The sequence below is a fragment of the Pedobacter hiemivivus genome (assembly GCF_005144565.1).
GTDB classification, from domain to species: domain Bacteria; phylum Bacteroidota; class Bacteroidia; order Sphingobacteriales; family Sphingobacteriaceae; genus Pedobacter; species Pedobacter hiemivivus.
This window is the reverse complement of the sequence record NZ_SWDX01000006.1, coordinates 86,998-109,975: the sequence shown is the minus strand read 5'-3', so window position 1 is coordinate 109,975 and position 22,978 is coordinate 86,998. Positions and strand designations below refer to the sequence as shown.

Below are 22,978 nucleotides of genomic sequence, written 5' to 3'. Positions count from 1 at the left end.
AGGTGCAGAAACGATGACATTTCTCATTTAATTCCGTTAACATTTGTCAACGTTTACTTATGAGGGGAGGGCTTATTTTTTTGCCTGCTGACTGCGGATCCTGCTCAGGGTTTCTTTTGTAATCCCCAGATAAGAAGCGATAATATGCAGTGGAAAGCGTTGCAGATATTTTGGGTAGGTCTTCTGGATTCTGTCGTAGCGCTGTTCAGCGGATAAGCTGATGTTGGAATTTACTCTGTTCAATAACGCAAATGCATTTTTTTCGTTTAGTACCTGTGTCAACTCCCGCATTGCCGGAATGGTATCCATATATTTTATGGAATCAGCTTTTGTGATGAGCAGGGCATCAGTCGGTTCCCAGGCATCAATGTAATAATTTGATGGGGTCAACATGGTAAAACTTTCTCGGTCAACCGCCCACCAGTTTTCCAGCGTTAGATAGGTAATGTGCTCAGCTCCTTTATCATCTACGCTATATTGCCGCATGGCGCCTTTAATAATGAATGCCGCGTATTTGCATATTTCGTTCTGTTGTAAAAGATATTCTCGCTTTCGAAAGTGCTTAGGGACGAATATTTCTTTGATCATTTCGACCTCAGCAGCTGTAAGTGGCGTTGTCGAGTGTGCTGTGATGTATTTTATCAGTTGTTCGTGCATACTATATCTATAGTAGTTCCTTGTTTATTAAACAAAGCTAGTAAATTTTATATCCCCCTACCATCATTTCAAAGAAGGTTTGGTATGCTTCGCTAACCATAATATCGTTTCTTTTGATAAAATAGGTAGTCACTTCCGACATTCCCTTTGGCAGGGGAAATACCCGCAGGTCCTTATAACGGTAATGCTTATGAATTAGCTCCTGTGGCAGGAGGGTTATTCCGGCTCCAGCTTCAGTCGCATTCAATATTCCCTCCAGCGTGTCATGTTCAATGACCGTTAGTTTTTTATTCGTATAGGCCTTTAGATAGGATTCAAATTGCCTGCGGTAAGAGCAGCCATCACTAAAAACAATTATCTTAATGGGTTTTTTACCCTCAAAGAGGCTTTCTATCGAGTCAATTAATGAAGAAGTTACAATGCCCAGCTGCTCTGTCACGATTGGTGTTACGCTCAGGTTCAGGTCATCTACCTGGCCAGCAACAAAAGCGCCATCCAGCTTGTGCGCTAGTACATCGGCCACCAACATGGCTGTTGTTCCGGTTTTCAGCTTAAAATCTACCTCTGGAAACTTTTCGTTGAAACCCGCCAGTATTCCCGGCAGTCTCAATGCGGCTGTGGTATGAATACAGCCTATTTTGATGAGGCCCTTCAGTTCCTGGTCAACATTAGAGATCGATTTTTTCGCCTTTTCGATCAAAAGCAGTATCTCTTTTGTCGTCTTTAAAAGCTCAATTCCCGATTCGGTGAGATTTATTTTTTTTGGCGTCCGCTCAAAAAGAGTGGTATTGAACTCGCTTTCAAGAAACTTGATCCTTGCAGTTACATTAGATTGCACGGTGTTGCTCGCTGCCGCTGCTTTGGTAAAGCTGCTGTGTTCGGCAACCGATTGGAAGATGATCAGATCGTTGATGTTCATTATTAATCATTTATAATGATACAAAGTTATCATTTTTAATCGTTTTTATAGGTTGTTTTGTGTGCGTATTTTTGTGTTATGAATACGATTACGACTAGCTTTAGCAACAAAATTACAGATTATCAAACTGGATTTACCGGCTTTGCAACCTTACTCATTGCTATTGGACTTGGCAGGTTCGGCTACCCGCCTTTAATTCCAGGATTGGTTGAGGCCAAATGGTTCTCTGTGGAACAGGCCGATTACATAGGTGCAGCAAATCTGACCGGTTATATTTTAGGCTCACTTATGGGGACCAGGCTAAATCGTATCGTTCCATCGATAACGCTGATAAGGATAATGCTTTTCTCTGTAATCCTATCTTTCGTATTGTGTGCCTTTCCCTTGGATTTTGGGCTTTATTTTCTGATCAGGTTGCTGGCGGGGCTTGCTGGTGGGGTGATCATGGTGATAACCGCACCAACGATTTTTAAGTATACTGCCGCGGATAAAAAAGGACTGGTAGGTGGCATCATCTTTTCTGGTGTAGGAATAGGTATAGTGCTGGCCGGCACCATCATCCCGCTGCTTGTTAAAAGTGGGCTTACCCTCACCTGGTTGTCGTTCTCGGCTGTGGCATTGCTGCTGATGCTGCTCAGTTGGTATGGTTGGCCTGAGGGAAGTAACCAGTTGCACTTAAAGTCGGCTCCTACTGGTACCGGAGGAAGGTCTGTATGGTCCAAAATGGTTATATTTCTGGTTATATCTTATGCCTGTAATGCGGTAGGCTTTGTTCCGCACACCGTGTTCTGGGTCGATTTTATCAGCCGCGGTTTAGGACGGGGAATAACCGCCGGTACCCAGTTCTGGATCATATTAGGGGCTTCAGCGGCGCTGGGGCCCGTGATAACTGGCTTTATTGCCGACCGGATTGGTTTTGCCAAAAGCATACGGATCAGTTTGCTGGTCAAAGCAGTGGGAGTGGTGCTGCCATTAATTTCTACCGCAACCTGGAGCCTAACCCTATCCAGTATTTTTGTTGGCAGTCTTGCACTCGGTATCACATCACTTGCTTCTGGACGAACCAGTGAGCTGGTTGGGCATGATCAGCAAAAACAGGTTTGGAGCATAATGACCATATATTTTTCGCTAACGCACGCCGGAACCGCATACCTGCTCACGTTTATCTTTTCTACTACTCATTCCTATTTACTACTTTTTGAGATCGGTGCTGTTACGCTGCTTATTGGAAGTGTTTTAGATTATTTGGCTTCCAGACAAAAATGAGCATATCGTATCCATTATCTCAAAAAGTAGGGTAAATAAAGGCTGTCGAATTATTTTGCGGGTTTCATCTCTGTGCTTATTGCAATTCTATTCCATGCATTTATGGTTACGATTGCCATAATAATTTGAGCGATGTTATTTTCATTAAAAAACTCGGTTGCTTTTTTGTAGGTTTCAGCAGATAAGCCTTGGTTATGAATTAATGTAATTTCTTCAGTCATGGCCAAAATTACTTTCTCTTCTTCAGTAAATAAATCTGCCTCGCGCCAGGCATTAAGTAGAAAAATACGTTGTGTGGTTTCTCCGTGTTTCAGCGCGTCTTTGGTGTGCATATCAATACAAAATGCGCAACCATTAATTTGAGAAGCACGAATTTTTATGAGTTCTTTTTGAGTTTTGGACAATTCGGTTGTTGCAAGATAACCTTCCAAAGCATACATAGCTTTATATGCCTGAGGCTGAATTTCATTGATGTCTATTCTCTTTTCCATTTTTATTTTGTTTTAAATTAACAAGACAAAATTGGGAAATAGAAAATCAAAAAATCTTAAACCAGTTTAAGAACGGTTTTTATTTCTGATTTCGCTTAAATATTCTGGGGTAAATCCTAAAAAAGAAGCGATTAAATATTGTGGCATCCGTTGTACAAATTCAGGTTGACTTTTACACAGGTGATGATAGATTTCCTCCTTAGTAAAGTCATACAGATATTTAATGCGTATCTGTGATGCCGCATAAGCCCTTTGGTAGATAAATCGGAAATAGCGTTCCATTTTTGGGAATTCTATCAATAATTTTTCCTGAGACTGGCGGTTAATGATTAAAATCTCCGAATTTTCTACTGCCTGAATATAAAATTCGGTCGGCAAGCCTCGTTCATAAGCAAAATTGTCGGTAATCCACCAATTTTCAATCGCAAAGTCAGTAGTTTGCTCAATGCCTTTTTCATTTATAAAAAAATTTCGCAAGCAGCCTTTAAGGACGAAATAATGCGATTTACAAATTTGCCCTTCAATAAGTAAATTCTCTTTCTTCTTGACAGTTTTAACCTGGAAAAAAGCTAAAATACCGGCGAACTCTTCATCGTTTACTTCAATAAATTTTTTTAAATGATTTTTAAATATTTCTGACATAATTATTTCTTCCTTCGCTGGAAACGAAGTTATAGAAAAAATCTTTTGTTCCTGTCTAATTCAAGGTCTGATATTCCTGCTTCCCATAGTATTATGCCTGAATCAACTGTTTTGGGCTTAATATTGAACTGCTTTTGAAATAGCTTTGGTAAACAAATAAGCATAAATGTTATGAAAACTTTCAAAATTCTAGGCGTGATATCCGGTCTTTTTATGGCTGGTATAACCGCATATGGTCAGTCTCCAACAAATGTTAAACGCGATGTTGCTAAGGGCGAGGGAAAAGGTTTCGCGGTATTGGAATTGTTTACCTCTGAGGGGTGTTCAAGCTGTCCGCCGGCCGACGACCTGATGGCCAGGTTACAACAGGAAGCAGCTGGAAAAGCCATTTATTTATTGGCCTACCACGTTGATTACTGGGACAGGCAGGGTTGGAAAGATACCTTTAGTAATGCCGCTTATTCAGAAAGACAGCGACAATACGGAGAATGGCTGAATAAACCGCAAATCTACACGCCACAGGTTATTGTAAACGGCAAAGCTGAGTTTATAGGATCTGAAGAGTCAACGGCTCGCCATGCCATTGCGAAACAGTTAAATACGCATTCAAGCGTTGAACTTAGTATTCAGGCAAAACAGGAAAACAACCACCTCAATGTACTATACAAGGTCGTGGGTGCGCCAAAAGGTAGTGCTCTGGTGATTGCTGTGGTTCAAAAAACTGCGCATAGTAAGGTAACACGTGGCGAAAATGCTGGTCGCTCACTTGCGCATGTCCAAATTGTACGAAAGCTCCAAATACAATCCTTAAATTCGAAAGGAATGGGGACGGTTAGCGTGGCCTTACCTCAGGATTTTGATACTCAGAATTTTGAGATATTAGGAATGGTACAGAATATCAACACTGGAGAAATCCTGAGGGCTGTTAAACCAAATGAATAACAAGAAACGCAGCATCCTTTCTGGTATAGTATCATTAATGATGAGTTTGATTTTTCTCAGCAGTCCGCCTTTCGAAAGGAATCCCCAGGACTGCGAGATGATCAGGGTAATAGGGAAAAAGAAAAAATAGTGGTCTTCTAATCAGAAAAATTATGAAAACAATTAAAATTTTAGGGTTATTCGTTTTCTATATAGCCGTTGGACTATTCCTTTTTGGATTTGTTGATTTAAATACTTTTCTGCCTAAAAGAGCTATTTCGGGGGCGAAGGGAGCAGGATTTGCTGTGGTAGAATTATTTACATCAGAAGGCTGTTCTAGTTGCCCACCTGCGGATGAAGTATTGGAAAGGCTACAAAAAGAGATTGGTGATCAACCGATTTATTTATTGGCTTACCATGTTGATTACTGGGACAGACTGGGTTGGAAGGATACCTTTAGCAGCTCAGCTTATTCGGATAGGCAAGGGGAATATGGACGATGGTTCAACTTATCAACGATTTATACACCCCAGGTAGTGGTTAATGGCAAGGAAGAATTTACAGGAACGGAAGAGTCGCGGATCCGCAAATCCATTCTTGCACAATTAGCGGTTATACCCAGTGCCATACTGACATTGGACACGCAGAAAGACGATATTGGTGTTAAGGTGGCCTATCATGCAGAAGGAGCAATAAAAAACACTAGTTTACTGATCGCTATTGTGCAGAAATCGGGGCATAGCAATGTTGTCCGTGGTGAAAATGCAGGGCGTGGGCTATCTCATGTACAGATTGTTAGAAGTATACAGATCGTAAATTTAAACGCAACAGGAATCGGGAATACTTCGATTAAACTGCCTAAAGATCTAGATGGTCAGCAGTGGGAGGTACTGGGGCTTATACAAGACAAAAGTAATGGTAAAATCTTAGGAGCGGCTAAAGTAATTGCCAGTGATAAATAGTAACTTAGCTTATGCAAATAAGCTATGACACTGATTAGTACCGACTTTCAAACCCCCTTTCAAATGCAATTTTCGTTTGAGCCCCTGATTCAAAAACTTGAGCAGCTGGCAGAAACAGAAAATGAATGGGATGCTATGTCTAAAAAACAACTTCTGGAGCGTGTTTTAGCCTTTCCTGAGCTCAGGGAGGGTATTTTTGATACCGCTATATTCGAAAATCAAGCTCCGTTAATCACTGACCTTTTAGCCGACTATTTTCCCGTTGGGCTTACACATAACGAGATCAAAGCAGTAGGTTTACCCTACAATAGTCTGGTTTTTAACCTGACGGAGCGCTTTAAATCTATCCTTAAGGAAGCCGGCCAGGAATTTGAATTTAGCATCAGAGATTTTGATGATCAGCAACTGTATATTATGAGCTGCTGTATCATCCTGAATAAATTTTATGGTACCCGACTTGATTTTGGAAAGCCATTGTTTTATGACATCCCTACGTCTGAAGGTATTATGAAGCATTACCGTATTTTGTATAATGCTGATTTTTTAGATATTATCCCTACAGATAAAGCGGTTCCGCTAACTAGTGCTGATGTGAATCAGTTAATCGATAATTACGATGAGCTGAGCTTGTGGCAGGCTAAATTTCCATTGGATAGTTATGTATTAAAGGGCTTCACCATCATTACGCTTTTTGATGCGACGATAGAAAATGCGGTTTCTATTTTCAAGGGGAAGCTTATAGATCTTGAATCAGAAGCGTTTCAGCAAAGCCTCAATTCAATTTTTAGCTCCATATTTCGTCTCCGTGATCTTAATGTCGGCTATGTGATGTTTTGTCATGAAGGAAATAGGTTCAGCGAAATGACGCTGGTCCAACGCAAACATTCTATTGTTTTGCCTACCAGGACTAATTCAGCGGAAGATTTCCTGGTGCTGGAGCAGTATTGGCAATTGATTTCTGATAGACAGTACCTGGCAATTTCTGATGTCGGGGAATTTGTTTCAAAGCATCCTGGTCATTCACTTGCAGGGCCCTTGCTGGATCATAAATCTGGTAGTTTAATTTTGGCACCGGTAATTAAAAATGGCATTATTCTCGGGGTTTTAGAAGTCGCATCGCCACATATCAAATTACTCAACAGCATTACTGCTCACAAACTTGAAGTGGTGATGCCTTACCTGAGCGATAAACTGGAAAAGATAGCCATTGAAATGGAAAGCAACATCCAGGCGATGATCCAACAGAAATATACATCGTTGCATCCAAGTGTTAGCTGGAAATTCCGGCAGGCGATAAAGGCAGGATTCAATGAAATACCCGGGGAAGGACAGACCATCGAACAGGAAATCACTTTCGAAAATGTGATTCCTTTATATGGACAGGTCGACGTAAAGGGATCATCAAAGTCCAGGAATCTAAGTGTAGAAAAGGACCTTGAACTTCAACTCAGTTCGGCGCTTTCCCTCATCCAAAGTATTAAAGAGGATCACAGTACAGCACATTATGCCCGTTTTTATAAGGAACTCAATGAGCTGTTAGTTGTCGTAAAATCCTTTTTTCGGGCCGATACGGAACAACAGGTTATTGAGTATTTAGGAGGCACCATTCAACCTTGGCTTATGGCTAATCGTGCTGATGATAATGAGGCGGCAATAGAAGAATATACAGAAGCCTTAGATAAACAAAAGGGTACGTTCCATACTTACAGGCGGAAGTTTGATCAGACGATCAGCCAGATAAACGGGTACCTGGCTGATGTTCTTGACGAAGAGCAGGTAAAGGCCCAGCGTATTTTTCCGCACTATTTTGAAAGATTTAAGTCGGACGGTATTGAACACAATCTATATGTCGGACAATCCATTTCACCTAAACTAAAATTTGATCCTTCTATGTTGTCTGATTTGAGAATCTGGCAGTTAAGGACCATGTGCAAGATGGAGTATATTCATCACTCAAATTTGTCAACACTGCCTTATCCATTGGAGGTTAGTTCTCTGATTTTGGTTTATAGCTCAGCAATAGCAATTCGCTTCAGATTGGATGAAAAACGTTTCGATGTGGACGGCACTTATAATGCCCGCTTTGAGATGGTTAAAAAACGAATCGATAAAGCACACATTAGACATACTACAGAAAGGATCTCAAAGCCTGGAACGATCACCATTGTGTACACTTCTGAAGGAGAACAAAGGGAATACCTGAAATACATTGGGATTTTGCAGCAAGAAGGGAAGCTCTCTTCAGAAGTGGAAAGTTTTGAGGTCGAAGACCTACAGGATATTACCGGTTTAAAGGCGCTACGAGTTGGGGTTATTTTTGCATTTTAAGCACCGGTTTCCCTTTTTCCACAATGTAAGTAGCCAGCTCAACCGCTTTACTATTGCCAATGTTCTTCGCAGCATGGATTTTACCTGTCGGGATAAAGAGCACATCTCCGGCTTTAAGGGTTACGGATGGCTGACCTTCAACCTCATATTCGAATATCCCTTCCAGAACATAGATAATCTCTTCGCCCGGATGGGAGTGTTTTCCAAATGATGCACCTTTTTCAAAATCTATGCGGACCTGAATGGCTTCGCGTCCAGGGATGCTGAGATCATGTCGCTGTAGCTCCGTGCGTTTTATTCCAGATTGTTGGGCTTTAGCCATATCTGGCGTAAATAATAGGGCAAGACTAAAAATAGTAATTGCGCTCAGTATTAAGTTTTTATAAGTTTTCATTTCTTTAATTTTTAACGATAAATAATTTGTTTAGTAGCGTAAATAAACTCTGTCCTTTGAGAAGGGCAGAGCATATACATTCCTCATTTCTAGCGTTACTTCAGCGATTTAAAAGCTGCCCTCAATTCTTCAGCAAAAAGCTGTGGTTGTTCCCATGCGGCGAAATGGCCACCTTTATCTACTTCATTGAAATAGATCAGGTTTTTGTATGCCTTACGTGCCCAGGTTTCGGGCGAGGCATAAACATCATCCGGGAATGTTGTGACTGCTACGGGAATGGTGATTTGATCAGATTTCATTGAGCCTGCACTAATGAGGCTTATGTTTCGGCTTTCCCAATAAATCCTTGAAGCCGAAGCAGCTGAACCTGTAAGCCAATAGAGCGAAATGTCGTCAAGGACTTGATCTTTTGTTGGTAATTGTTTCGGATCATTGCCATAAGACCAGTTGTCGAAACCAGGGTGTAAGAAAAACCATGCAGCTAGCCCTGTTGGCGAATCTGTCAGCGCATAACTTACGCCCTGTGGGCGTGTTTCCATCGTCGTTTTATAGATAAATCCACCGCCTTTGATTGCTTTGTTCAGTTGGTTAAAAGCAGCAGTTTCCTTTGCAGAAAAACCTGCAGGAACAGTATTTCCACCCAAAGCCTTTCCTGCTTCATTCGGTAATGTGGCGGGCAAATTACTGTGTATACCTAGTAATCCTTGAGGTGCTAGTAAAGCCATTGAATGAACAACTCCTGCGCCCCAATCACCACCCTGGGCAACATACTGTTTGTATCCGATACGGTCCATGAGTACAACCCATGCTTTTGCAATCCTGTCGATATTCCAGCCTGCTTCAGTTGGCTTGCCTGAGAAGCCGAAACCGGGTAATGAGGGGATGATCACATCAAAAGCATCTTCGGCTTTTCCGCCATAGGCGGTCGGATTGGTCAGGGGTTCAATAACTCCCATAAATTCAAATACTGATCCTGGCCAACCATGGCTTAGGATTAGGGGCATAGCATTTTTATGTTTTGATTTAACATGGATAAAGTGAATATCAACACCATCAATCTTAGTCATGAATTGTGGGTAGGCATTCAGTTTGGCTTCCGCCTTTTTCCAATTGTAATTTGTTCCCCAATATTTAATCAATTCCTTCATTTGGGCAAGCTTCGCACCTTGCGATTGATCGGTTACTGTTTCTTTGTCGGCCCATTTTGTCGCCATAACACGCTGACGAAGGTCTTTAATATCTGCGTCCGGAATACTTACTTTAAAGGGCCGGATTTGCTCATCTTTTTTTGCTTCGCCCTGTGCAATAGCAAATGTGAATTGCATCATTAATATTCCTGTGAATATCAATCGGGCTAAATTGTTTGTTGTTTTCATTTTGTTATTTTTTTAACTGCTGTAACTGCTTGTTCAAGTAGACGTTGATTTATTTTATGACCAAACAATTTATGTTACCTAAGGTTTTTTAAACCTAAAGGATCACGATCTCCACATCTATATTTCCCCTTGTAGCTTTGGAATATGGACAGGTTTGATGGGCAAGGTCTGTGATCGCTTTTGCAGTTTCAGGGTCAATTCCCGGAAGGCTTACATGGAGACGGGCTTGTAAAGAGTATTGTCCATCTAAAGCGCATAAGTCAACTTCTGTATTAACGCTTGTGTCGGCAGGCAGTCTTAGTTTCATGCCAGCTGCAGCAATACCCATAGCGCCAATGAAACATGCTGACCAGCCAGCAGCGAATAATTGTTCGGGATTGGTACCTTCTCCAGTTGAGCCTGGGGAGGTAAGTTTAATATCCAGACGACCATCAGAACTTTTTGAGGCTCCCTCACGGCCGCCGGTAGTTAGTGTTTTTGCTGTGTAGATTACTTTTTTCGGTTGAGCGATGTTTGTACTTTCCATTTTTTGTAGTTTTAATTTGTTTAACTTTTCTATTATTAAGCTGAAATCGTTTTGATTTCTTAGTCAAAAGTAGGGCGGTATCTCTGGATTTATAATCGATAATTAGCTGGAATGGGCAAAGTAATCCGTCGAATAGACAATCGAAGCTGTGAAGAATTTCAGCACTCTAGTGTAGCGTTTGTTAGTTTTGTTACGTTTTACACTAAAACCAACAACTCCTTTTATGACAAACTATCTGAACCCAACGCTCAAATCATTGACTATTGTACTGGCTGTAATGTTATTGTTTCTTGGCTGTAAAAAAGACGAAACTACAGTTACCCAATGGGGAAATATGGCTGAGGCCAAACTAACGGAAATTAAGACATTGGCATCTGACATTCCTTGCAGCCAGAAGGACAATGTCTCTATCCAAGAAATTTCAACAGGCTGTTCTACTTCATACTATTCAGTCAAATCATCAGATGTGACCAAGTTTGAGAATCTAAGAAAGGACTACTTCTATTTATTGGGTAAACAAACAGATGCCATGGTGAAAATGGGTATCATAATTGACCCATGTTATGAGTATATTTGGACAACTGAGCAGTCGATCCGACTAGAATGTAATGGTGATAAAGTGCGGTTGATCACTTCTGCAAACATCAGTATCGAAGAAGCTAAACCGCTTGCGATAAAGACTTATGAGGAGATTATGACTATAGTAAATGCACAGACCTGCACTAACGAATCGTCATGGATGCCTACCGCCTTATTAAAAGATAAAATTATGGAATTGGAATATATCCCTTATTTGAGGACACAAGACTATACTATACTTAAGAAAAAGGTTTCACTTTATAACGGGTTGAAACACCGGATTATTCAAGCGCAAGGTCCCGCCGATTACGTTCCTGTAACCATAAAAGTGGAAAAGATAGAATGCGTTAATGGCAAGCCGGTGGTCAAATTGACTAAGTAAATGTTATGAATAAAGACATACAGACTTATAATGATTCGCAATCAGCTACAGATAAGGAAATCTGTGATGTATTGTCAGCCGAAATCAACAGCAAGCTAATTGAAGAAGAAAGTAAAATATGGCATGCGCACCCGGTTTGGTTTATAGATGGGAACCCAATTGTTGGCTATAGTAAGCTTAAAGCGGGTATCCGTTTGATGTTTTGGAGCGGTGCTGATTTTGATGAGGTGGAGTTAAAGGTAAACACAGGTAAATTTAAGGATGCTTCTATTACCTATACCGCCGTTGAACAGATTAATCTGGATGATGTAGCACGCTGGATTGAGAAGTCGAAGAAAATACAATGGGACTATAAAAACATCGTCAAAAGAAAAGGCGTTTTATTACGATTGACTTAATAAATTCCCTTCTATAATCTGGTGTTTACTTGAACAATTTAAAGAAACCTTTCAACAAAGGACTTCCGAGGAATCATATGTAGATAAGCATAATTTCCTGAAAGCTGAGGCCGCTGTTTTAGTTGGTATAAGAAATGTCCACCGAGATCGACAATGATTGGGCATTTTGCCTGGTACCAGACAGCGTGGGGATGTTTCCAGCAAAAAGAATAATAATGAGAAGTGAGTTTGATTGTTTTTAATTCAGCATGATAAAAGTTTAATCTTTTCGCATTGCTACCTAATTGCAAATGGTCAGATCTGCGGACCATAGCAAGATGATCAGTATGACAAAACTCATAACCATCAAGTTTCGGATCATCTACATCTGGCAAGCTTTTAAGTACCCTGAATCCTTTAAACTTTTTACCGTTCAATATCCAGATCAGCTTCGGGTAAAAAGCTTCCCGACTTCTCAGTTCAGCCATGCTGATTGGTGAATTTTGAAATTCAAGTGTAGTACCACAGGGGGTATGTACATCTGCGCGGTGAAGATCTCCGGATGATTTATCTGGGAAACTGATCTCCCGGAAAGTAGGAGGAAAGGCAAGTTTCCAGTTTTTATGCCAAGGTGTTTCACCAGGATAATATCTGGGTAGTTGTGTATCCATTGGAGCTGTTATTTCTAACTCCTCAGGTCTTCCAATACTAAAAATATCCAAGTTTAAATTCATGTGAACCCTGCTAAAATACCGACAGGCTCCAAATTTATACTAAAATAATTAGTATTCAAAAGATTAGATAAAATCCCATATTTTTGGATTGTATTCCATAATAATAACCTACTAGCTATGAATATTGAAGATTTGCGTGATTACTGCCTGAGTAAACCCGGGACGACTGAAGGAATGCCATTTGGAGAACAAACGTTGGTATTTAAAGTAGGAGATAAGATCTTTCTGCTGATTGGATTAGAACAAGCCAACCGTTTTAATGTTAAATGTGACCCGGAACGGGCTATTGAGTTAAGGGAGCAACATCATGAAATTATCCCAGGCTTCCATATGAATAAGAAACATTGGAATACCGTTTATCTGGATGGGGGCTTGTCGCTGGCGCTGATCCGGGAATTGATTGATCATTCCTATGACCTGGTATTGAAAAGTTTGCCTAAAAAGCTACAGAGCTTATAACGTATAAACTCTTAATGATTTTTATTTTGTTTTTTTAAATCTTTCTGGCAAGCCAGCTTTTTTTAAAAAAGCTTCAGCATCCTTTTTCTTTTTTAAGAAAAAAGGAGATTGTGCGCTTAATGTGAAGCGTTCTTCTGCAGTGTATTTACTTCCAGGTATCTTTTTTACTATTGAGCTCATATTTCTCGTTTAGTTATTCAAATATAGTTAATTCTTTATGCATCAACAAAAAGGCTTCATAGTTGCGATTTGGTCTAAAACTTTCCCATTCATTGCTAATATAGCCGTCTACATTAAAATGCTCCCGTATGTCCAACCAAAAGGCCGCTATTCCCATCTGGTATAATCTTGTGCGTGATGGAGTACTGCCTCTTGCAATAATTTTTATGTTTCCGTTACCCTGCATAAAATCATAGACTGTTTTTGCTACCGTTTTTAAAATTTTTTGCCTATCTCCATCGTTGGTTTTGACATGATCATTTATAGTTCCATTTTCTTCGTCCCAATCACCAAATGCTAGATTGTACATGTTGTTGTGATCAGGTAAAGATTGAAATTGAATCATTTTTCTAATTGTACCTTTTGCTCCTTCACTAAAGAATTCATATTCATGCGCCTTAGAGTGTCTTTTAAAAGTATAACTGTCTTCTTGCATAAATGTGCATTTTTTTAACTAAATATATATTTTTTAAATATAGTTAAATATTAAATAGTTGTAATAAAGAAAAAATATTTTTTTGTGTGATATTTCAAGATGACGTCGAGATTCACGCAATCACGAATTTGCCACATTTGCGGTTGGGTGAATGATTAACTTGTCTTTGTTGATTAAAGCAATTCTGCTTTTATGGTTTTTACCGGATTGCCTCGTTCAAGTGCATTATGCTCTTGCCAATGACTATGCTGCTTTTCCATCAACTGTGCCGTTTGCCAAACCAGTAGTTTAGCTTCGAGCCTTTCCATGCAAAGCTTCTTGTTTTCCAGTTGGGACCGGGTATCCATTGCCATTACCTGTATGCCAGAGGGTAAGTGCGTTCCCCTTACCGCGGTTTCTACTTTATTCACATTCTGACCTCCAGGACCAGATGAGCGGCAGGTTTCTAACTTTACATCCTTAGGGTTCCATTGCATCAAATCCTGAACATCAAATGCAGCAACACCAACAAACCAGTTTTTACGTTTATGGTACTTTCTGTACGGACTTTGTGCTATCCATTGTATGGTACCGGCCCATTCAGCTATAAAAGTATCCAGGTTGCTTCCTGTGGCCATCATCGTTGCAGACAATAGCGTTCTGTTTAAATCAGCAGTCTTATTTTCCAGCACCTGCAATTCAATGCCTTGCTGTTTAGCCTGTTTCATCATCAGGCTTTGCACACAAGCTACAACCCGGCAGCATTCTGCCGGGCCTTTGCCTGATGTAATTTGTATCATCATCTTTCTCATGGCTAGTCCTTATTCATTCTAACGATCCGTGGAAAAAACTTACCTTGAATATCAACGAGCTTACGTTGAGCTGTGATGACAGCTTCGATGTCCTTATACGCTAAAGGATTTTCTTCAACCGTTCCACCAATTAAGCTGACACCTGCATTGGCCAGCAATTTCTTCATGGCAGAAACCGTCATGCTGTCTTTTGCTTTTTGACGGCTCATCGCACGACCTGCGCCGTGTGAAGCTGAGTACAAGGCATCTGCCGAACCTTTCCCTGAAACCAGATAGGCAGGGGTAGTCATACTACCTGGAATAATGCCCAACTCGTTCTCATGTGCTGGTGTTGCACCCTTACGGTGAAGAATCACTGATCTGCCGTCGGCAAGTTTGTCCTTCCATGCAAAATTATGATGGTTTTCTACAACATGTAAAGCCGTTAATCCTAATGCTTTTAACAAGTTAGCATGTATACGCTCATGGCAAGCTTTAGCGTAATCTCCTGCCAGGGTCATGGTGAGCCAATATTCCTGTCCAGCTTCGCTGTTCATATCCAACCAGGCCAATTGTTGTGCGTGGCGAGGAAGTTTACAAGTGTTCATGGCAATTTGGGTATAGTGCCTTGCAATGGCCGATCCCAAACCTCTGCTTCCCGAGTGCGTTAATAAAGCGGTATACCTTTTAGCTGGTAGCCCCAATGTATTGTCAGGTAGCATTTCAATCTCACCGAACTCTACGAAGTGGTTTCCATTACCAGAGGTTCCCAATTGCCTTACCGCCTTTCCGCGTAAGGGTTTTAAAAAAGGAATCTCATTAAATATAGCACTATCCAAGACTTCGTGTTCCTGTCTTATTTCCAGACCACCTTCCATACCGAAATGGGTATGGTTTTTTAAGGCCTGTTTGATCTGGTACTCAAACCGTTTCAGAAAGCCATCGCTCTCGTCGATAATAGAGAGTGCCATCCGACAACCAATATCCATTCCTACAGCGTAGGGGATAACCGCATTATCCGTAGCCAGCACACCACCAATTGGTAAGCCGAAGCCCATATGTGCATCGGGCATTAATGCGCCCTGTATGCTAATTGGTAACAGGTTGGCTAGCTCCATTTGCTTTTTAGCTGACGACTCGATATGCTTAGCACCATAGGTTTTACAAAATACGGGTTCATCTCTCAATTCATAAGTTTTGAAGGATGGTGTATTTATCTTGCCTATAATTTTTTCGGCTATTTTAGCCGTTAATTCATTATCCAGAAATGCTTCCGGATCGTTTTTTATATTCACTAACAGATCCAGCAATTGCTGTTTACTGTAGTGTTTAAAGTTTTTGGAGGCTATGCCAATAACCAGACTTCGCAGCTGATCATTGTGATAACCTATTTTACTTAAATCTTTTGTTCTTAAATTGCCCATGTGGCTTATATTTCTGATTCCAGGAAAGCTTTTTATGCGCCTACCCGGATATGTGATCAATTTGGTTTGTCCGTAGGACATCCAATTAATTTCTTTTAATAATTGATTTTTGATTTCGATTCGTCCTTGAGAAAGGATATACCCTTTTTTAAAAAGCTCAATGAAATCCAATGGATTGAAGCAGGCAAAATAAGTTATAGGGTTACTAATGTAACCGTCAACGCATTCAATAAAACACAGTCTTAACCTGCCTAATTAGGCAATGAGCGAAAGGGGCGATATGTAGATTTGCTCTGTCATGATTTCCTTGATATTTATTGTTAACAAATCAAGAATTAGCTGCAAATATAAAGAATTAATTTATAAAGCGTTATATGTTGGAGATAATTGGTGCTTTATTGAAATAGTTCTAAGGAGATATTATTTCTAATTGAAGTATACTGTAGGAATAACTCCAGAAAACAAAACTATGGTGTCAGCGTTAGTATTCATTATGGCTGATGTACATTCTAAAGAAACCCGTTCCTATAACATGAGCAAAATAAAAGGAAAGGACACCAAACCTGAACTTTTAGTTCGCAAGTTTTTGCATAAGAATGGATTTCGTTATCGTATTCATGTAAAGGATCTTCCCGGTAAACCAGATGTTGTGTTACCCAGATATAAAACGGTAATATTTATTAATGGTTGCTTTTGGCATGGACACGAAGAATGTAAATATTATGTGATTCCCAAGACAAGAACCGATTGGTGGTTAAGCAAGATAAATGGTAATATTGCTAATGATTTTTTAGCAAATGAGCAATTAACAAATAAAGGCTGGAAGGTTATAATAATCTGGGAATGTCAACTAAAAGAACGCCTGAAAAGTGAAACATTGGATTTGTTGCTCAGTACTTTGAAAGTTGTTTAGAGGTTTTTGGCTATAAACTAATTTACTTCTTGTATATTTGCTAATATTATTAGTAAGTGATATTGGGAACTATATTATTCTCCATGTTAGTGTGGAAAGATTTTAATAGGGCTGTATCAGATATTTTTGTTAGTTTGTTATTCAAAGGCAGTGGATTGAAAATGGAAGAAATCGTTTATAAAAGAAAAAATACTAAGAAAGTAAAAACTCAATTACCTGATGATCTCGATTTAGCGCTTTTAACACATTATCACTCTACAAATCAACCGGTTTATGGAGATGCACTGAATGTTGTGGACAAATTCGAAAATGAACTTGCAGAGCCAGGAGTAGAGTATTTATACAATGCTGTTCAGCGAAGTATGTTTCAAAACACGAATGTTCCCTTTCCAGGACCGGAGAAAGGGAAAGAGTTATTCACATTTATTGATCTCTTTGCCGGTATTGGCGGCTTTAGGATGGCACTGCAGAATCTTGGCGGCAGTTGCGTTTTTACATCTGAGTGGGATAAATATTCTAAGCAAACATATTTTGCAAATTATGGTGAATATCCATTTGGGGATATAACTAAAGACAGTACAAAACAATACATCCCAGAAAAATTCGATATCATTTGCGGAGGATTTCCATGCCAACCATTTTCTATAGCTGGTGTTTCTAAAAAAATTAGTTTAGGAAGAAGTCATGGTTTTGCTGATGAGAAACAGGGAAATTTGTTCTTTCATATAGCAGACATTATAGAGAAACATAGGCCAAAAGCTTTTTTTCTTGAGAATGTTAAGAATCTTGTGTCCCATGATAAAAAGCAGACTTTTAAGGTAATTAAAGATACCCTAGAAAGTCTGGATTATTCATTTGATCACAAAGTTATTGATGGCAGGCACTTTGTTCCTCAACATAGAGAGAGAACTTTAATGGTTGGTTTTGACAAGAGTGTATATGGAAATGATATTAAATTTGATTTTAGTACTGTTGAGCTTCCTGAGGAGAAACAAAGACTTAAAACAATTCTTCAGTCTGAAGTTGATACTAAGTACACATTAAGTGATAAATTGTGGAATTACTTGCAAGAATATGCAAAAAAGCATAAAGAAAAAGGTAATGGCTTTGGCTTTGGTCTTGCAGATCCAGAAGGTGTGAGCCGTACCATAAGCGCGCGATATTATAAGGATGGTGCAGAAATTCTTATTGCTCAAGATGGTAAAAATCCTAGACGTTTGATTCCTCATGAAGCAGCTGCACTGCAAGGGTATCCAATTTATCCAATTAACACCAATGATCCTAAAAAGAGCTTAGTTATACCTGTTTCGGATAATCAGGCTTATAGGCAGTTTGGCAATTCAGTTGTAATGCCATTGATTCAAGCAGTGGGTGAACAAATCCTTAAGAAGATATAAAATGCACCTTCAAAGTCTACTTCAGATATTTTCGGTTTACGGGTGTGATAAAATCTATGTAAAAAGTTTGTCACCTAATGACAATTCTAAAAATCAGATGTATCTCGCAGGTAGTTTTGATATACTCAATATTTTACCTATTAAAGAAATTAAGACGGTAGCCACCGGCGACTGGAGTAAGGAACGATTTAAGGCTTCTTTAAGCTTCAAATGGATAGGAGATGACTTTAATTTATATCCAGCTCCTAAATCACAATTAATATTATATCCGAAATATCCAGAAGTTAGGTTCTCCGGATTTTTAATCGGATGTCAAAATCCTCCCTCAGAATTAATGACTCAAAGGCTAGCTGGAAGATTGTTTTTCTTTGGAGTTGGAAGTGACGGTTCCGTCCTTGGCTATGTTGCAGGGCCACATTCTGAACTAGCAATCGAATATCAGAATTATGGATATAGTTATGAGTATGGAGTTTTTAAAGTTTTAGAACTGCCAAAGCTTGTTAATAATAAGCAACGTTTAATTAATGAACTAAAGAGAATCCATGATCTTGGATGGATTAAGTCAAAGCGACTTGATCGAGCAGGAAGAATCTTGCCCTGCTTGGCACCCAATTGTGGTGGATATACATTGGAAGCAGAGCTGGGAATAACTCCAAATGGATATTCAGAGCCAGATTTTTTAGGGTGGGAAATTAAGCAGTTTGGTGTTGCCAACTTTAATAGGATATCTTCCGCTGTAATTACCTTGATGACACCAGAGCCTACAAATGGAGTTTATGTTAAAGAAGGAACAGAATCATTTATAAGGCAATATGGTTATGAAGATAAAAGCGGTAAAGCTGATAGAATGAATTTTGGTGGTATTCATAGATTTGGATTAAGGCAAGCTCTGACGAGTTTAAAACTTGAATTAGTAGGTTTTGATAGATCTAGTGGTAAAATACGTAATTCAGATGGGAGAATAGTATTGTTGGATGTCAATGAAAATGAAGCTGCTTCTTGGAGTTTCTCCTCTATGTTGTTACACTGGAATCGAAAGCATAATCAAGCTTGTTACATTCCATCATTGTGCGAGAAAACTGTTGATAGGCAATATCGATATGGCAATAATGTAATTTTAGGCTCAGGTACCGATTTTCAGCTGTTTTTGTCTCAGATGGCTCTTGGGAACATATATTATGATCCTGGAATTAAAATGGAGAATGCTAGTTCAAAACCATTAATTAAAAAAAGGAGTCAGTTTAGAATAATATCAAAGAATTTACCTTTTTTGTATAAGTCAAATGAATCGCTTGATGTTAGTGGGATTTAATTAACCCATCCATTTTGCAATCAGACAATTAAAAATGGATAGGATGTTGTTTGAATTTCTTTTGGCAACTGTGTATCGAACGGTTTATCAGGTTAATAATCAACTCTGGTATGTAGAGTTCGATTTATATTGAATAAGACGGAATCATAGTGCCTCAAAATTCTGTGGATCCATCCAAAATATTATAAATTATTACAATAATTAATTTTATAGAAAAATATGTGTCAATATGTTTAATGTATGTATATTTGAAAAAATAAAAATGTATGTAACAAGCTAATATTATACTTTTGCCGAATCTTCAAAATATTTGAAGCATTTAGCACTTAAGAATCTCGTCTTTGGAACCTAGGAAATTTTAAAAGGCACGAGAGATAGGTGTAAGATGCTCGCGCTGTGGGAAGCGTGGGCTCTGCTTATCCGTGCCATGGCCTCCTAGGGCCTCAAAGACGGTAAGTGGGGTTCCACGCTTTTTGTTTAATAATTTCTGCCGAACGCAGAAAAATTATGAATAACATTCATAATACCTGTAAATATTCCCCTCCTTACTGATTCCATTAATATCAGCATTAACAACCCTGAAAATGGAAGAAAATGAAAAGATCAAGGAAACCAACGGAACACATATTGATTAAAGCCAACACGACAAGTGATTGGGATCGTGTCGAATTTGCTATTATATATGCAACAGCATCTTGGAAAGCGCTTATTCAAACCCGCTTACAGGCCATAAGCCAATTCAAAGCGGATAAAGATTTCAACTGCCATAGCTTTTGGGATCGATCCATAAGCTATTACAATAGTCCAGATCGGCGCATAGCAAAAGGAATTTTAGGCAGACATGAAGATTGGGCGTATATTACATTTACTCCAGAAGAAGAACTAACATTTATGCATCCAGAAAATCAAATCGAAGCCCATCAGCTACTGATCACAGCGAATGGCATAGCACATTATAAGGCCTATGCCAAACATACTGATGAATCGTATTGGACGGAGGAATTCAACTTAAATAAACTAATGCCTCATTCCCCTACATCCGAATCAAAAATTAATCCGTATATAGTACAATCTCCTGGTTATAATTTAATGCCTATGAACTGCAAAAACTTACTCGCTACATTAATCATTAGTTTGTTACTTGTGCTAAGCACAAAGGCTCAGCAAGTCAATGAAGCTACTTTTTTCCATAGATCCGAGCTCAGTAAATGGAGCAAGGAGATTACAATGGATAGGGATTATGATATCGAAAGAGGGGTTGTAACAGGTAAATACGCAACAAATGGAACGAGCCTGGCTGATCTTTACAATATAGCTTATTATGGGAAATCGCGCTGGACAGCTGTAGATTCGAATTTATATGGACGTGTGTATAAATGGCCTGTTCTACGATTGACTGATTTTGAACCTTTTAATAATGATGTCAATACGCAAAAGGGTTTTTATAACTACGCCTTATCGGTGCCAAATGAAAAGCAGAATAAGCCTTATATGCAATATGCTATGCAATGCGATTTAAAGAAATACTTTGGCTACAATGTAGAGGAGGAGCGACAGGATATGCCCTGCTGGATGTTAACTATGACGGAGAAAGCGGCCCAGGACCTAAGGAGCAAGGCTGTAACGAGCAGTATCAAGGGAAACAGTTCCGGTTTTGCCTTTAAGAAGGTAAAGATGGCTAGGGTGCTACAAGAAATAATGATGTACAATCAAAATGAGGACCCCATTTTGGATATGGCTAACATAACCTACGAAATAGACCTAACCATAAAAGCCGATATGACCAATCTTGAAGATTTGCGCAAGGTGCTGGCTCAACAAGGTATCATATTAATGAAAGCACGAAAACTAATGACTGTCCTGGTGATTTCTGATCCTTCATTCTTATTCTATAAAAGCTGAGTAATTCATTCCTTTGTCCTTTCCAAAAGAAGCTTTATATGCTATATTAGCGTATAATTGGTTTTTAAATGATAAAGAAATTAACCGTATTCGCTCTTAGTTTGTGTTTAACTAGCACATTAGTTGCGCAAGTAAAAGCCCCTAAACCTTATGGAGTTCTGCCTTCGGCAAGGCAGTTGAAATGGCATGAGACAGAAATGTACTGTCTGATTCATTTTACACCGACAACCTTTCAGAACAAAGAATGGGGCTATGGCGATGCGGAACCCTCACTTTTCAATCCTACAAAATTTAATGCATCGCAAATTGTGCAGGCTGCTAAAGCTGCTGGATTTAACGGGATAATAGCAGTCGCCAAACACCATGATGGTTTTGCCTTATGGCCTACAAAAACATCTGACTATAACATTAGTAAAAGTATTTGGAGAAATGGTAAGGGGGATCTGGTAAAGGATTTTCAACTGGCTGCAAAAAAGGAAGGACTGAAGTTTGGCGTGTACTGTTCGCCTTGGGATAGAAATAACCCTAATTATGGTACTCCGGCCTATATCGACGTCTACAGAAACCAGATAAAGGAATTGTATAGCAACTATGGCGAATTGTTTATGAGTTGGCATGATGGGGCCAATGGTGGCGATGGTTACTATGGCGGGAAAAAGGAGCAAAGGAAAGTAGATCAATCTAAATATTATGATTGGCACAATACCTGGGAAAATATAACGCGTAAAATGCAGCCTAATGCCGCTATATTTAGTGATGTAGGTTTGGATGTAAGATGGCTTGGTAATGAAAGGGGACTTGCGCCAGAGACCAGCTGGGCTACGATTACAATTGAAGGGAAAAATGGAAAACCGGCGATGCCTGGTTTTATGGATGAGGCTAATCTGGGTAGTGGAACGAGAGGCGGTAAGCAATGGATTCCTTTTGAAGCTGATGTTGCTTTAAGACCAGGCTGGTTTTATCATAAGGATCAGGATGATAAAGTGAAGTCTGTGGCGCAACTTTTTAATATTTATTGCAGTTCTGTAGGGAGAGGTGGTAGTTTGGATCTTGGATTATCGCCGACAACGGAAGGATTGCTTCATCAGAATGACGTAGATACATTGGCAAAGTTTGGGGCAATGCTTAAAAAAGTATTTGCAAATAATCTGGCAAAGCAAGCAAAAATCAGTTTATCAAATGTTCGTGGCGGGATGAATTTTTTATTGGGTAGTGGTAATCCATCGAATTTATTAAATGAGCGTAATAAGGGACTGGTTTTATTTGGAACGGCTAATTTAACTGACAGGGATCGTTACAGTTATTGGGCTACAGATGATGCGGTACATCAAGCAACAGCTGAACTTGAATTTATAAAACCGGTAAGTTTCTCCATCATCCAGCTACGTGAAAATATTAAACTGGGTCAAAGAATAGATAGCGTAGGCGTAGAGGTTTATAAGAATAATGTCTGGGTACAAATTGCAAAGGCAACCAGCATTGGTGCCAACCGTATTATCCGATTGCCGCAAGCAGAAACAGCAGATCGGGTTAGGATAAAGTTCTATGCGCCAGTATGTATAGCGGTAAGTGAATTGGGATTGTATTGAGAG

Annotated in this window: 24 protein-coding genes; 12 read left to right on the top strand and 12 right to left on the bottom strand. The window is 39.4% G+C overall.

Annotated features, from left to right (window positions below; genetic code table 11):
* Positions 1 to 72 precede the first annotated feature (72 nt).
* Positions 73 to 657 carry a Crp/Fnr family transcriptional regulator gene (locus FBD94_RS16410; protein WP_131608562.1) on the bottom strand — a complete coding sequence of 195 codons (585 nt, stop codon included), beginning with the start codon at positions 655 to 657 and terminating at the stop codon, positions 73 to 75.
* Positions 658 to 694: 37 nt separating this feature from the next.
* Positions 695 to 1,576, bottom strand: a complete 882-nt coding sequence (locus FBD94_RS16405; protein ID WP_136880992.1) for a LysR family transcriptional regulator — start codon at positions 1,574 to 1,576, stop codon at positions 695 to 697.
* Between the two features lie 78 nt (positions 1,577 to 1,654).
* On the opposite strand from FBD94_RS16405, the gene FBD94_RS16400 reads away from it, so the two are divergent.
* Positions 1,655 to 2,842, top strand: a complete 1,188-nt coding sequence (locus FBD94_RS16400) for a YbfB/YjiJ family MFS transporter (protein WP_136880991.1) — start codon at positions 1,655 to 1,657, stop codon at positions 2,840 to 2,842.
* Positions 2,843 to 2,892: 50 nt separating this feature from the next.
* Here FBD94_RS16400 and FBD94_RS16395 read toward each other — a convergent pair whose 3' ends face one another.
* Complete coding sequence (locus FBD94_RS16395) at positions 2,893 to 3,333, bottom strand: carboxymuconolactone decarboxylase family protein (RefSeq protein WP_136880990.1); 441 nt, start codon at positions 3,331 to 3,333, stop codon at positions 2,893 to 2,895.
* A 66-nt stretch (positions 3,334 to 3,399) separates the two neighbouring features.
* Positions 3,400 to 3,975, bottom strand: a complete 576-nt coding sequence (locus FBD94_RS16390) for a Crp/Fnr family transcriptional regulator (protein WP_136880989.1) — start codon at positions 3,973 to 3,975, stop codon at positions 3,400 to 3,402.
* 171 nt (positions 3,976 to 4,146) lie between these two features.
* On the opposite strand from FBD94_RS16390, the gene FBD94_RS16385 reads away from it, so the two are divergent.
* From FBD94_RS16385 to FBD94_RS16375, 3 genes are all read left to right on the top strand, one after another.
* Positions 4,147 to 4,917, top strand: a complete 771-nt coding sequence (locus FBD94_RS16385; protein ID WP_136880988.1) for a DUF1223 domain-containing protein — start codon at positions 4,147 to 4,149, stop codon at positions 4,915 to 4,917.
* Positions 4,918 to 5,069: 152 nt separating this feature from the next.
* Positions 5,070 to 5,858: a DUF1223 domain-containing protein gene (locus tag FBD94_RS16380; RefSeq protein WP_136880987.1), complete on the top strand. Its 789-nt coding sequence runs from the start codon at positions 5,070 to 5,072 to the stop codon at positions 5,856 to 5,858.
* A 63-nt stretch (positions 5,859 to 5,921) separates the two neighbouring features.
* Positions 5,922 to 8,186, top strand: a complete 2,265-nt coding sequence (locus FBD94_RS16375; protein WP_205945898.1) for a GAF domain-containing protein — start codon at positions 5,922 to 5,924, stop codon at positions 8,184 to 8,186.
* Here the strand turns inward: FBD94_RS16375 and FBD94_RS16370 are convergent.
* The 3 genes from FBD94_RS16370 to FBD94_RS16360 all read right to left on the bottom strand — a co-directional run bounded on the left by FBD94_RS16370 (position 8,170) and on the right by FBD94_RS16360 (position 10,482).
* Positions 8,170 to 8,580, bottom strand: a complete 411-nt coding sequence (locus tag FBD94_RS16370) for a cupin domain-containing protein (RefSeq protein WP_136880985.1) — start codon at positions 8,578 to 8,580, stop codon at positions 8,170 to 8,172. The two genes, FBD94_RS16375 and FBD94_RS16370, sit on opposite strands and share 17 nt — an antisense overlap.
* Positions 8,581 to 8,675: 95 nt before the next feature.
* Positions 8,676 to 9,956: an epoxide hydrolase family protein gene (locus FBD94_RS16365; RefSeq protein ID WP_136880984.1), complete on the bottom strand. Its 1,281-nt coding sequence runs from the start codon at positions 9,954 to 9,956 to the stop codon at positions 8,676 to 8,678.
* Positions 9,957 to 10,050: 94 nt separating this feature from the next.
* Positions 10,051 to 10,482: an organic hydroperoxide resistance protein gene (locus FBD94_RS16360; protein ID WP_205945897.1), complete on the bottom strand. Its 432-nt coding sequence runs from the start codon at positions 10,480 to 10,482 to the stop codon at positions 10,051 to 10,053.
* A 223-nt stretch (positions 10,483 to 10,705) separates the two neighbouring features.
* Here FBD94_RS16360 and FBD94_RS16355 point away from each other — a divergent pair, with 223 nt between their 5' ends.
* Together FBD94_RS16355 and FBD94_RS16350 are read left to right on the top strand one after the other, a co-directional pair.
* Positions 10,706 to 11,443: a hypothetical protein gene (locus FBD94_RS16355; protein WP_136880983.1), complete on the top strand. Its 738-nt coding sequence runs from the start codon at positions 10,706 to 10,708 to the stop codon at positions 11,441 to 11,443.
* Positions 11,444 to 11,448: 5 nt separating this feature from the next.
* The gene (locus FBD94_RS16350; protein ID WP_136880982.1) at positions 11,449 to 11,841 is read left to right on the top strand and encodes a DUF1801 domain-containing protein; all 393 of its coding nucleotides are present in this window, start codon (positions 11,449 to 11,451) and stop codon (positions 11,839 to 11,841) included.
* A gap of 38 nt (positions 11,842 to 11,879) precedes the next feature.
* Here FBD94_RS16350 and FBD94_RS16345 read toward each other — a convergent pair whose 3' ends face one another.
* Positions 11,880 to 12,554 (bottom strand): competence protein CoiA family protein, encoded by a 675-nt coding sequence (locus FBD94_RS16345; protein WP_235884516.1) that lies wholly within the window; start codon positions 12,552 to 12,554, stop codon positions 11,880 to 11,882.
* Between the two features lie 117 nt (positions 12,555 to 12,671).
* Here FBD94_RS16345 and FBD94_RS16340 point away from each other — a divergent pair, with 117 nt between their 5' ends.
* On the top strand, positions 12,672 to 13,013 hold the full coding sequence (locus FBD94_RS16340) for an MmcQ/YjbR family DNA-binding protein (RefSeq protein WP_131608549.1): 342 nt from the start codon (positions 12,672 to 12,674) through the stop codon (positions 13,011 to 13,013).
* Positions 13,014 to 13,034: 21 nt separating this feature from the next.
* Here the strand turns inward: FBD94_RS16340 and FBD94_RS25965 are convergent, their stop codons facing one another.
* From FBD94_RS25965 to FBD94_RS16325, 4 genes are all read right to left on the bottom strand, one after another.
* Complete coding sequence (locus FBD94_RS25965) at positions 13,035 to 13,193, bottom strand: hypothetical protein (protein ID WP_169472330.1); 159 nt, start codon at positions 13,191 to 13,193, stop codon at positions 13,035 to 13,037.
* Between the two features lie 13 nt (positions 13,194 to 13,206).
* Positions 13,207 to 13,668, bottom strand: a complete 462-nt coding sequence (locus FBD94_RS16335; RefSeq protein WP_136880981.1) for a DUF6934 family protein — start codon at positions 13,666 to 13,668, stop codon at positions 13,207 to 13,209.
* A gap of 173 nt (positions 13,669 to 13,841) precedes the next feature.
* Positions 13,842 to 14,450 carry a peptide chain release factor H gene (gene prfH / locus FBD94_RS16330; RefSeq protein WP_235884514.1) on the bottom strand — a complete coding sequence of 203 codons (609 nt, stop codon included), beginning with the start codon at positions 14,448 to 14,450 and terminating at the stop codon, positions 13,842 to 13,844.
* Between the two features lie 11 nt (positions 14,451 to 14,461).
* Complete coding sequence (locus tag FBD94_RS16325; protein ID WP_136880979.1) at positions 14,462 to 15,862, bottom strand: RtcB family protein; 1,401 nt, start codon at positions 15,860 to 15,862, stop codon at positions 14,462 to 14,464.
* 430 nt (positions 15,863 to 16,292) lie between these two features.
* On the opposite strand from FBD94_RS16325, the gene FBD94_RS16320 reads away from it, so the two are divergent.
* The 5 genes from FBD94_RS16320 (at position 16,293) to FBD94_RS16300 (ending at position 22,975) form a co-directional block, all read left to right on the top strand.
* Complete coding sequence (locus tag FBD94_RS16320) at positions 16,293 to 16,775, top strand: very short patch repair endonuclease (protein WP_235884513.1); 483 nt, start codon at positions 16,293 to 16,295, stop codon at positions 16,773 to 16,775.
* 83 nt (positions 16,776 to 16,858) lie between these two features.
* Positions 16,859 to 18,172 (top strand): DNA (cytosine-5-)-methyltransferase, encoded by a 1,314-nt coding sequence (gene dcm, locus FBD94_RS16315; protein WP_235884512.1) that lies wholly within the window; start codon positions 16,859 to 16,861, stop codon positions 18,170 to 18,172.
* Between the two features lie 67 nt (positions 18,173 to 18,239).
* Entirely contained in the window at positions 18,240 to 19,484 is a 1,245-nt protein-coding gene (locus FBD94_RS16310) for an MvaI/BcnI family restriction endonuclease (RefSeq protein WP_205945896.1), read from the top strand.
* A gap of 594 nt (positions 19,485 to 20,078) precedes the next feature.
* Positions 20,079 to 21,386: a hypothetical protein gene (locus tag FBD94_RS16305; RefSeq protein WP_136880977.1), complete on the top strand. Its 1,308-nt coding sequence runs from the start codon at positions 20,079 to 20,081 to the stop codon at positions 21,384 to 21,386.
* A gap of 68 nt (positions 21,387 to 21,454) precedes the next feature.
* Complete coding sequence (locus FBD94_RS16300; RefSeq protein WP_136880976.1) at positions 21,455 to 22,975, top strand: alpha-L-fucosidase; 1,521 nt, start codon at positions 21,455 to 21,457, stop codon at positions 22,973 to 22,975.
* The last annotated feature ends 3 nt before the right edge of the window (positions 22,976 to 22,978 follow it).

Coding starts and splice junctions, on each gene's coding strand:
- FBD94_RS16410 (WP_131608562.1), bottom strand. CDS start 657: ATGCACGAACAACTGATAAAATACATCACAGCACACTCGACAACGCCA.
- FBD94_RS16405 (WP_136880992.1), bottom strand. CDS start 1,576: ATGAACATCAACGATCTGATCATCTTCCAATCGGTTGCCGAACACAGC.
- FBD94_RS16400 (WP_136880991.1), top strand. CDS start 1,655: ATGAATACGATTACGACTAGCTTTAGCAACAAAATTACAGATTATCAA.
- FBD94_RS16395 (WP_136880990.1), bottom strand. CDS start 3,333: ATGGAAAAGAGAATAGACATCAATGAAATTCAGCCTCAGGCATATAAA.
- FBD94_RS16390 (WP_136880989.1), bottom strand. CDS start 3,975: ATGTCAGAAATATTTAAAAATCATTTAAAAAAATTTATTGAAGTAAAC.
- FBD94_RS16385 (WP_136880988.1), top strand. CDS start 4,147: ATGAAAACTTTCAAAATTCTAGGCGTGATATCCGGTCTTTTTATGGCT.
- FBD94_RS16380 (WP_136880987.1), top strand. CDS start 5,070: ATGAAAACAATTAAAATTTTAGGGTTATTCGTTTTCTATATAGCCGTT.
- FBD94_RS16375 (WP_205945898.1), top strand. CDS start 5,922: ATGCAATTTTCGTTTGAGCCCCTGATTCAAAAACTTGAGCAGCTGGCA.
- FBD94_RS16370 (WP_136880985.1), bottom strand. CDS start 8,580: ATGAAAACTTATAAAAACTTAATACTGAGCGCAATTACTATTTTTAGT.
- FBD94_RS16365 (WP_136880984.1), bottom strand. CDS start 9,956: ATGAAAACAACAAACAATTTAGCCCGATTGATATTCACAGGAATATTA.
- FBD94_RS16360 (WP_205945897.1), bottom strand. CDS start 10,482: ATGGAAAGTACAAACATCGCTCAACCGAAAAAAGTAATCTACACAGCA.
- FBD94_RS16355 (WP_136880983.1), top strand. CDS start 10,706: ATGACAAACTATCTGAACCCAACGCTCAAATCATTGACTATTGTACTG.
- FBD94_RS16350 (WP_136880982.1), top strand. CDS start 11,449: ATGAATAAAGACATACAGACTTATAATGATTCGCAATCAGCTACAGAT.
- FBD94_RS16345 (WP_235884516.1), bottom strand. CDS start 12,554: ATGAATTTAAACTTGGATATTTTTAGTATTGGAAGACCTGAGGAGTTA.
- FBD94_RS16340 (WP_131608549.1), top strand. CDS start 12,672: ATGAATATTGAAGATTTGCGTGATTACTGCCTGAGTAAACCCGGGACG.
- FBD94_RS25965 (WP_169472330.1), bottom strand. CDS start 13,193: ATGAGCTCAATAGTAAAAAAGATACCTGGAAGTAAATACACTGCAGAA.
- FBD94_RS16335 (WP_136880981.1), bottom strand. CDS start 13,668: ATGCAAGAAGACAGTTATACTTTTAAAAGACACTCTAAGGCGCATGAA.
- prfH (WP_235884514.1), bottom strand. CDS start 14,450: ATGATGATACAAATTACATCAGGCAAAGGCCCGGCAGAATGCTGCCGG.
- FBD94_RS16325 (WP_136880979.1), bottom strand. CDS start 15,862: ATGGGCAATTTAAGAACAAAAGATTTAAGTAAAATAGGTTATCACAAT.
- dcm (WP_235884512.1), top strand. CDS start 16,859: ATGTTAGTGTGGAAAGATTTTAATAGGGCTGTATCAGATATTTTTGTT.
- FBD94_RS16305 (WP_136880977.1), top strand. CDS start 20,079: ATGAAAAGATCAAGGAAACCAACGGAACACATATTGATTAAAGCCAAC.
- FBD94_RS16300 (WP_136880976.1), top strand. CDS start 21,455: ATGATAAAGAAATTAACCGTATTCGCTCTTAGTTTGTGTTTAACTAGC.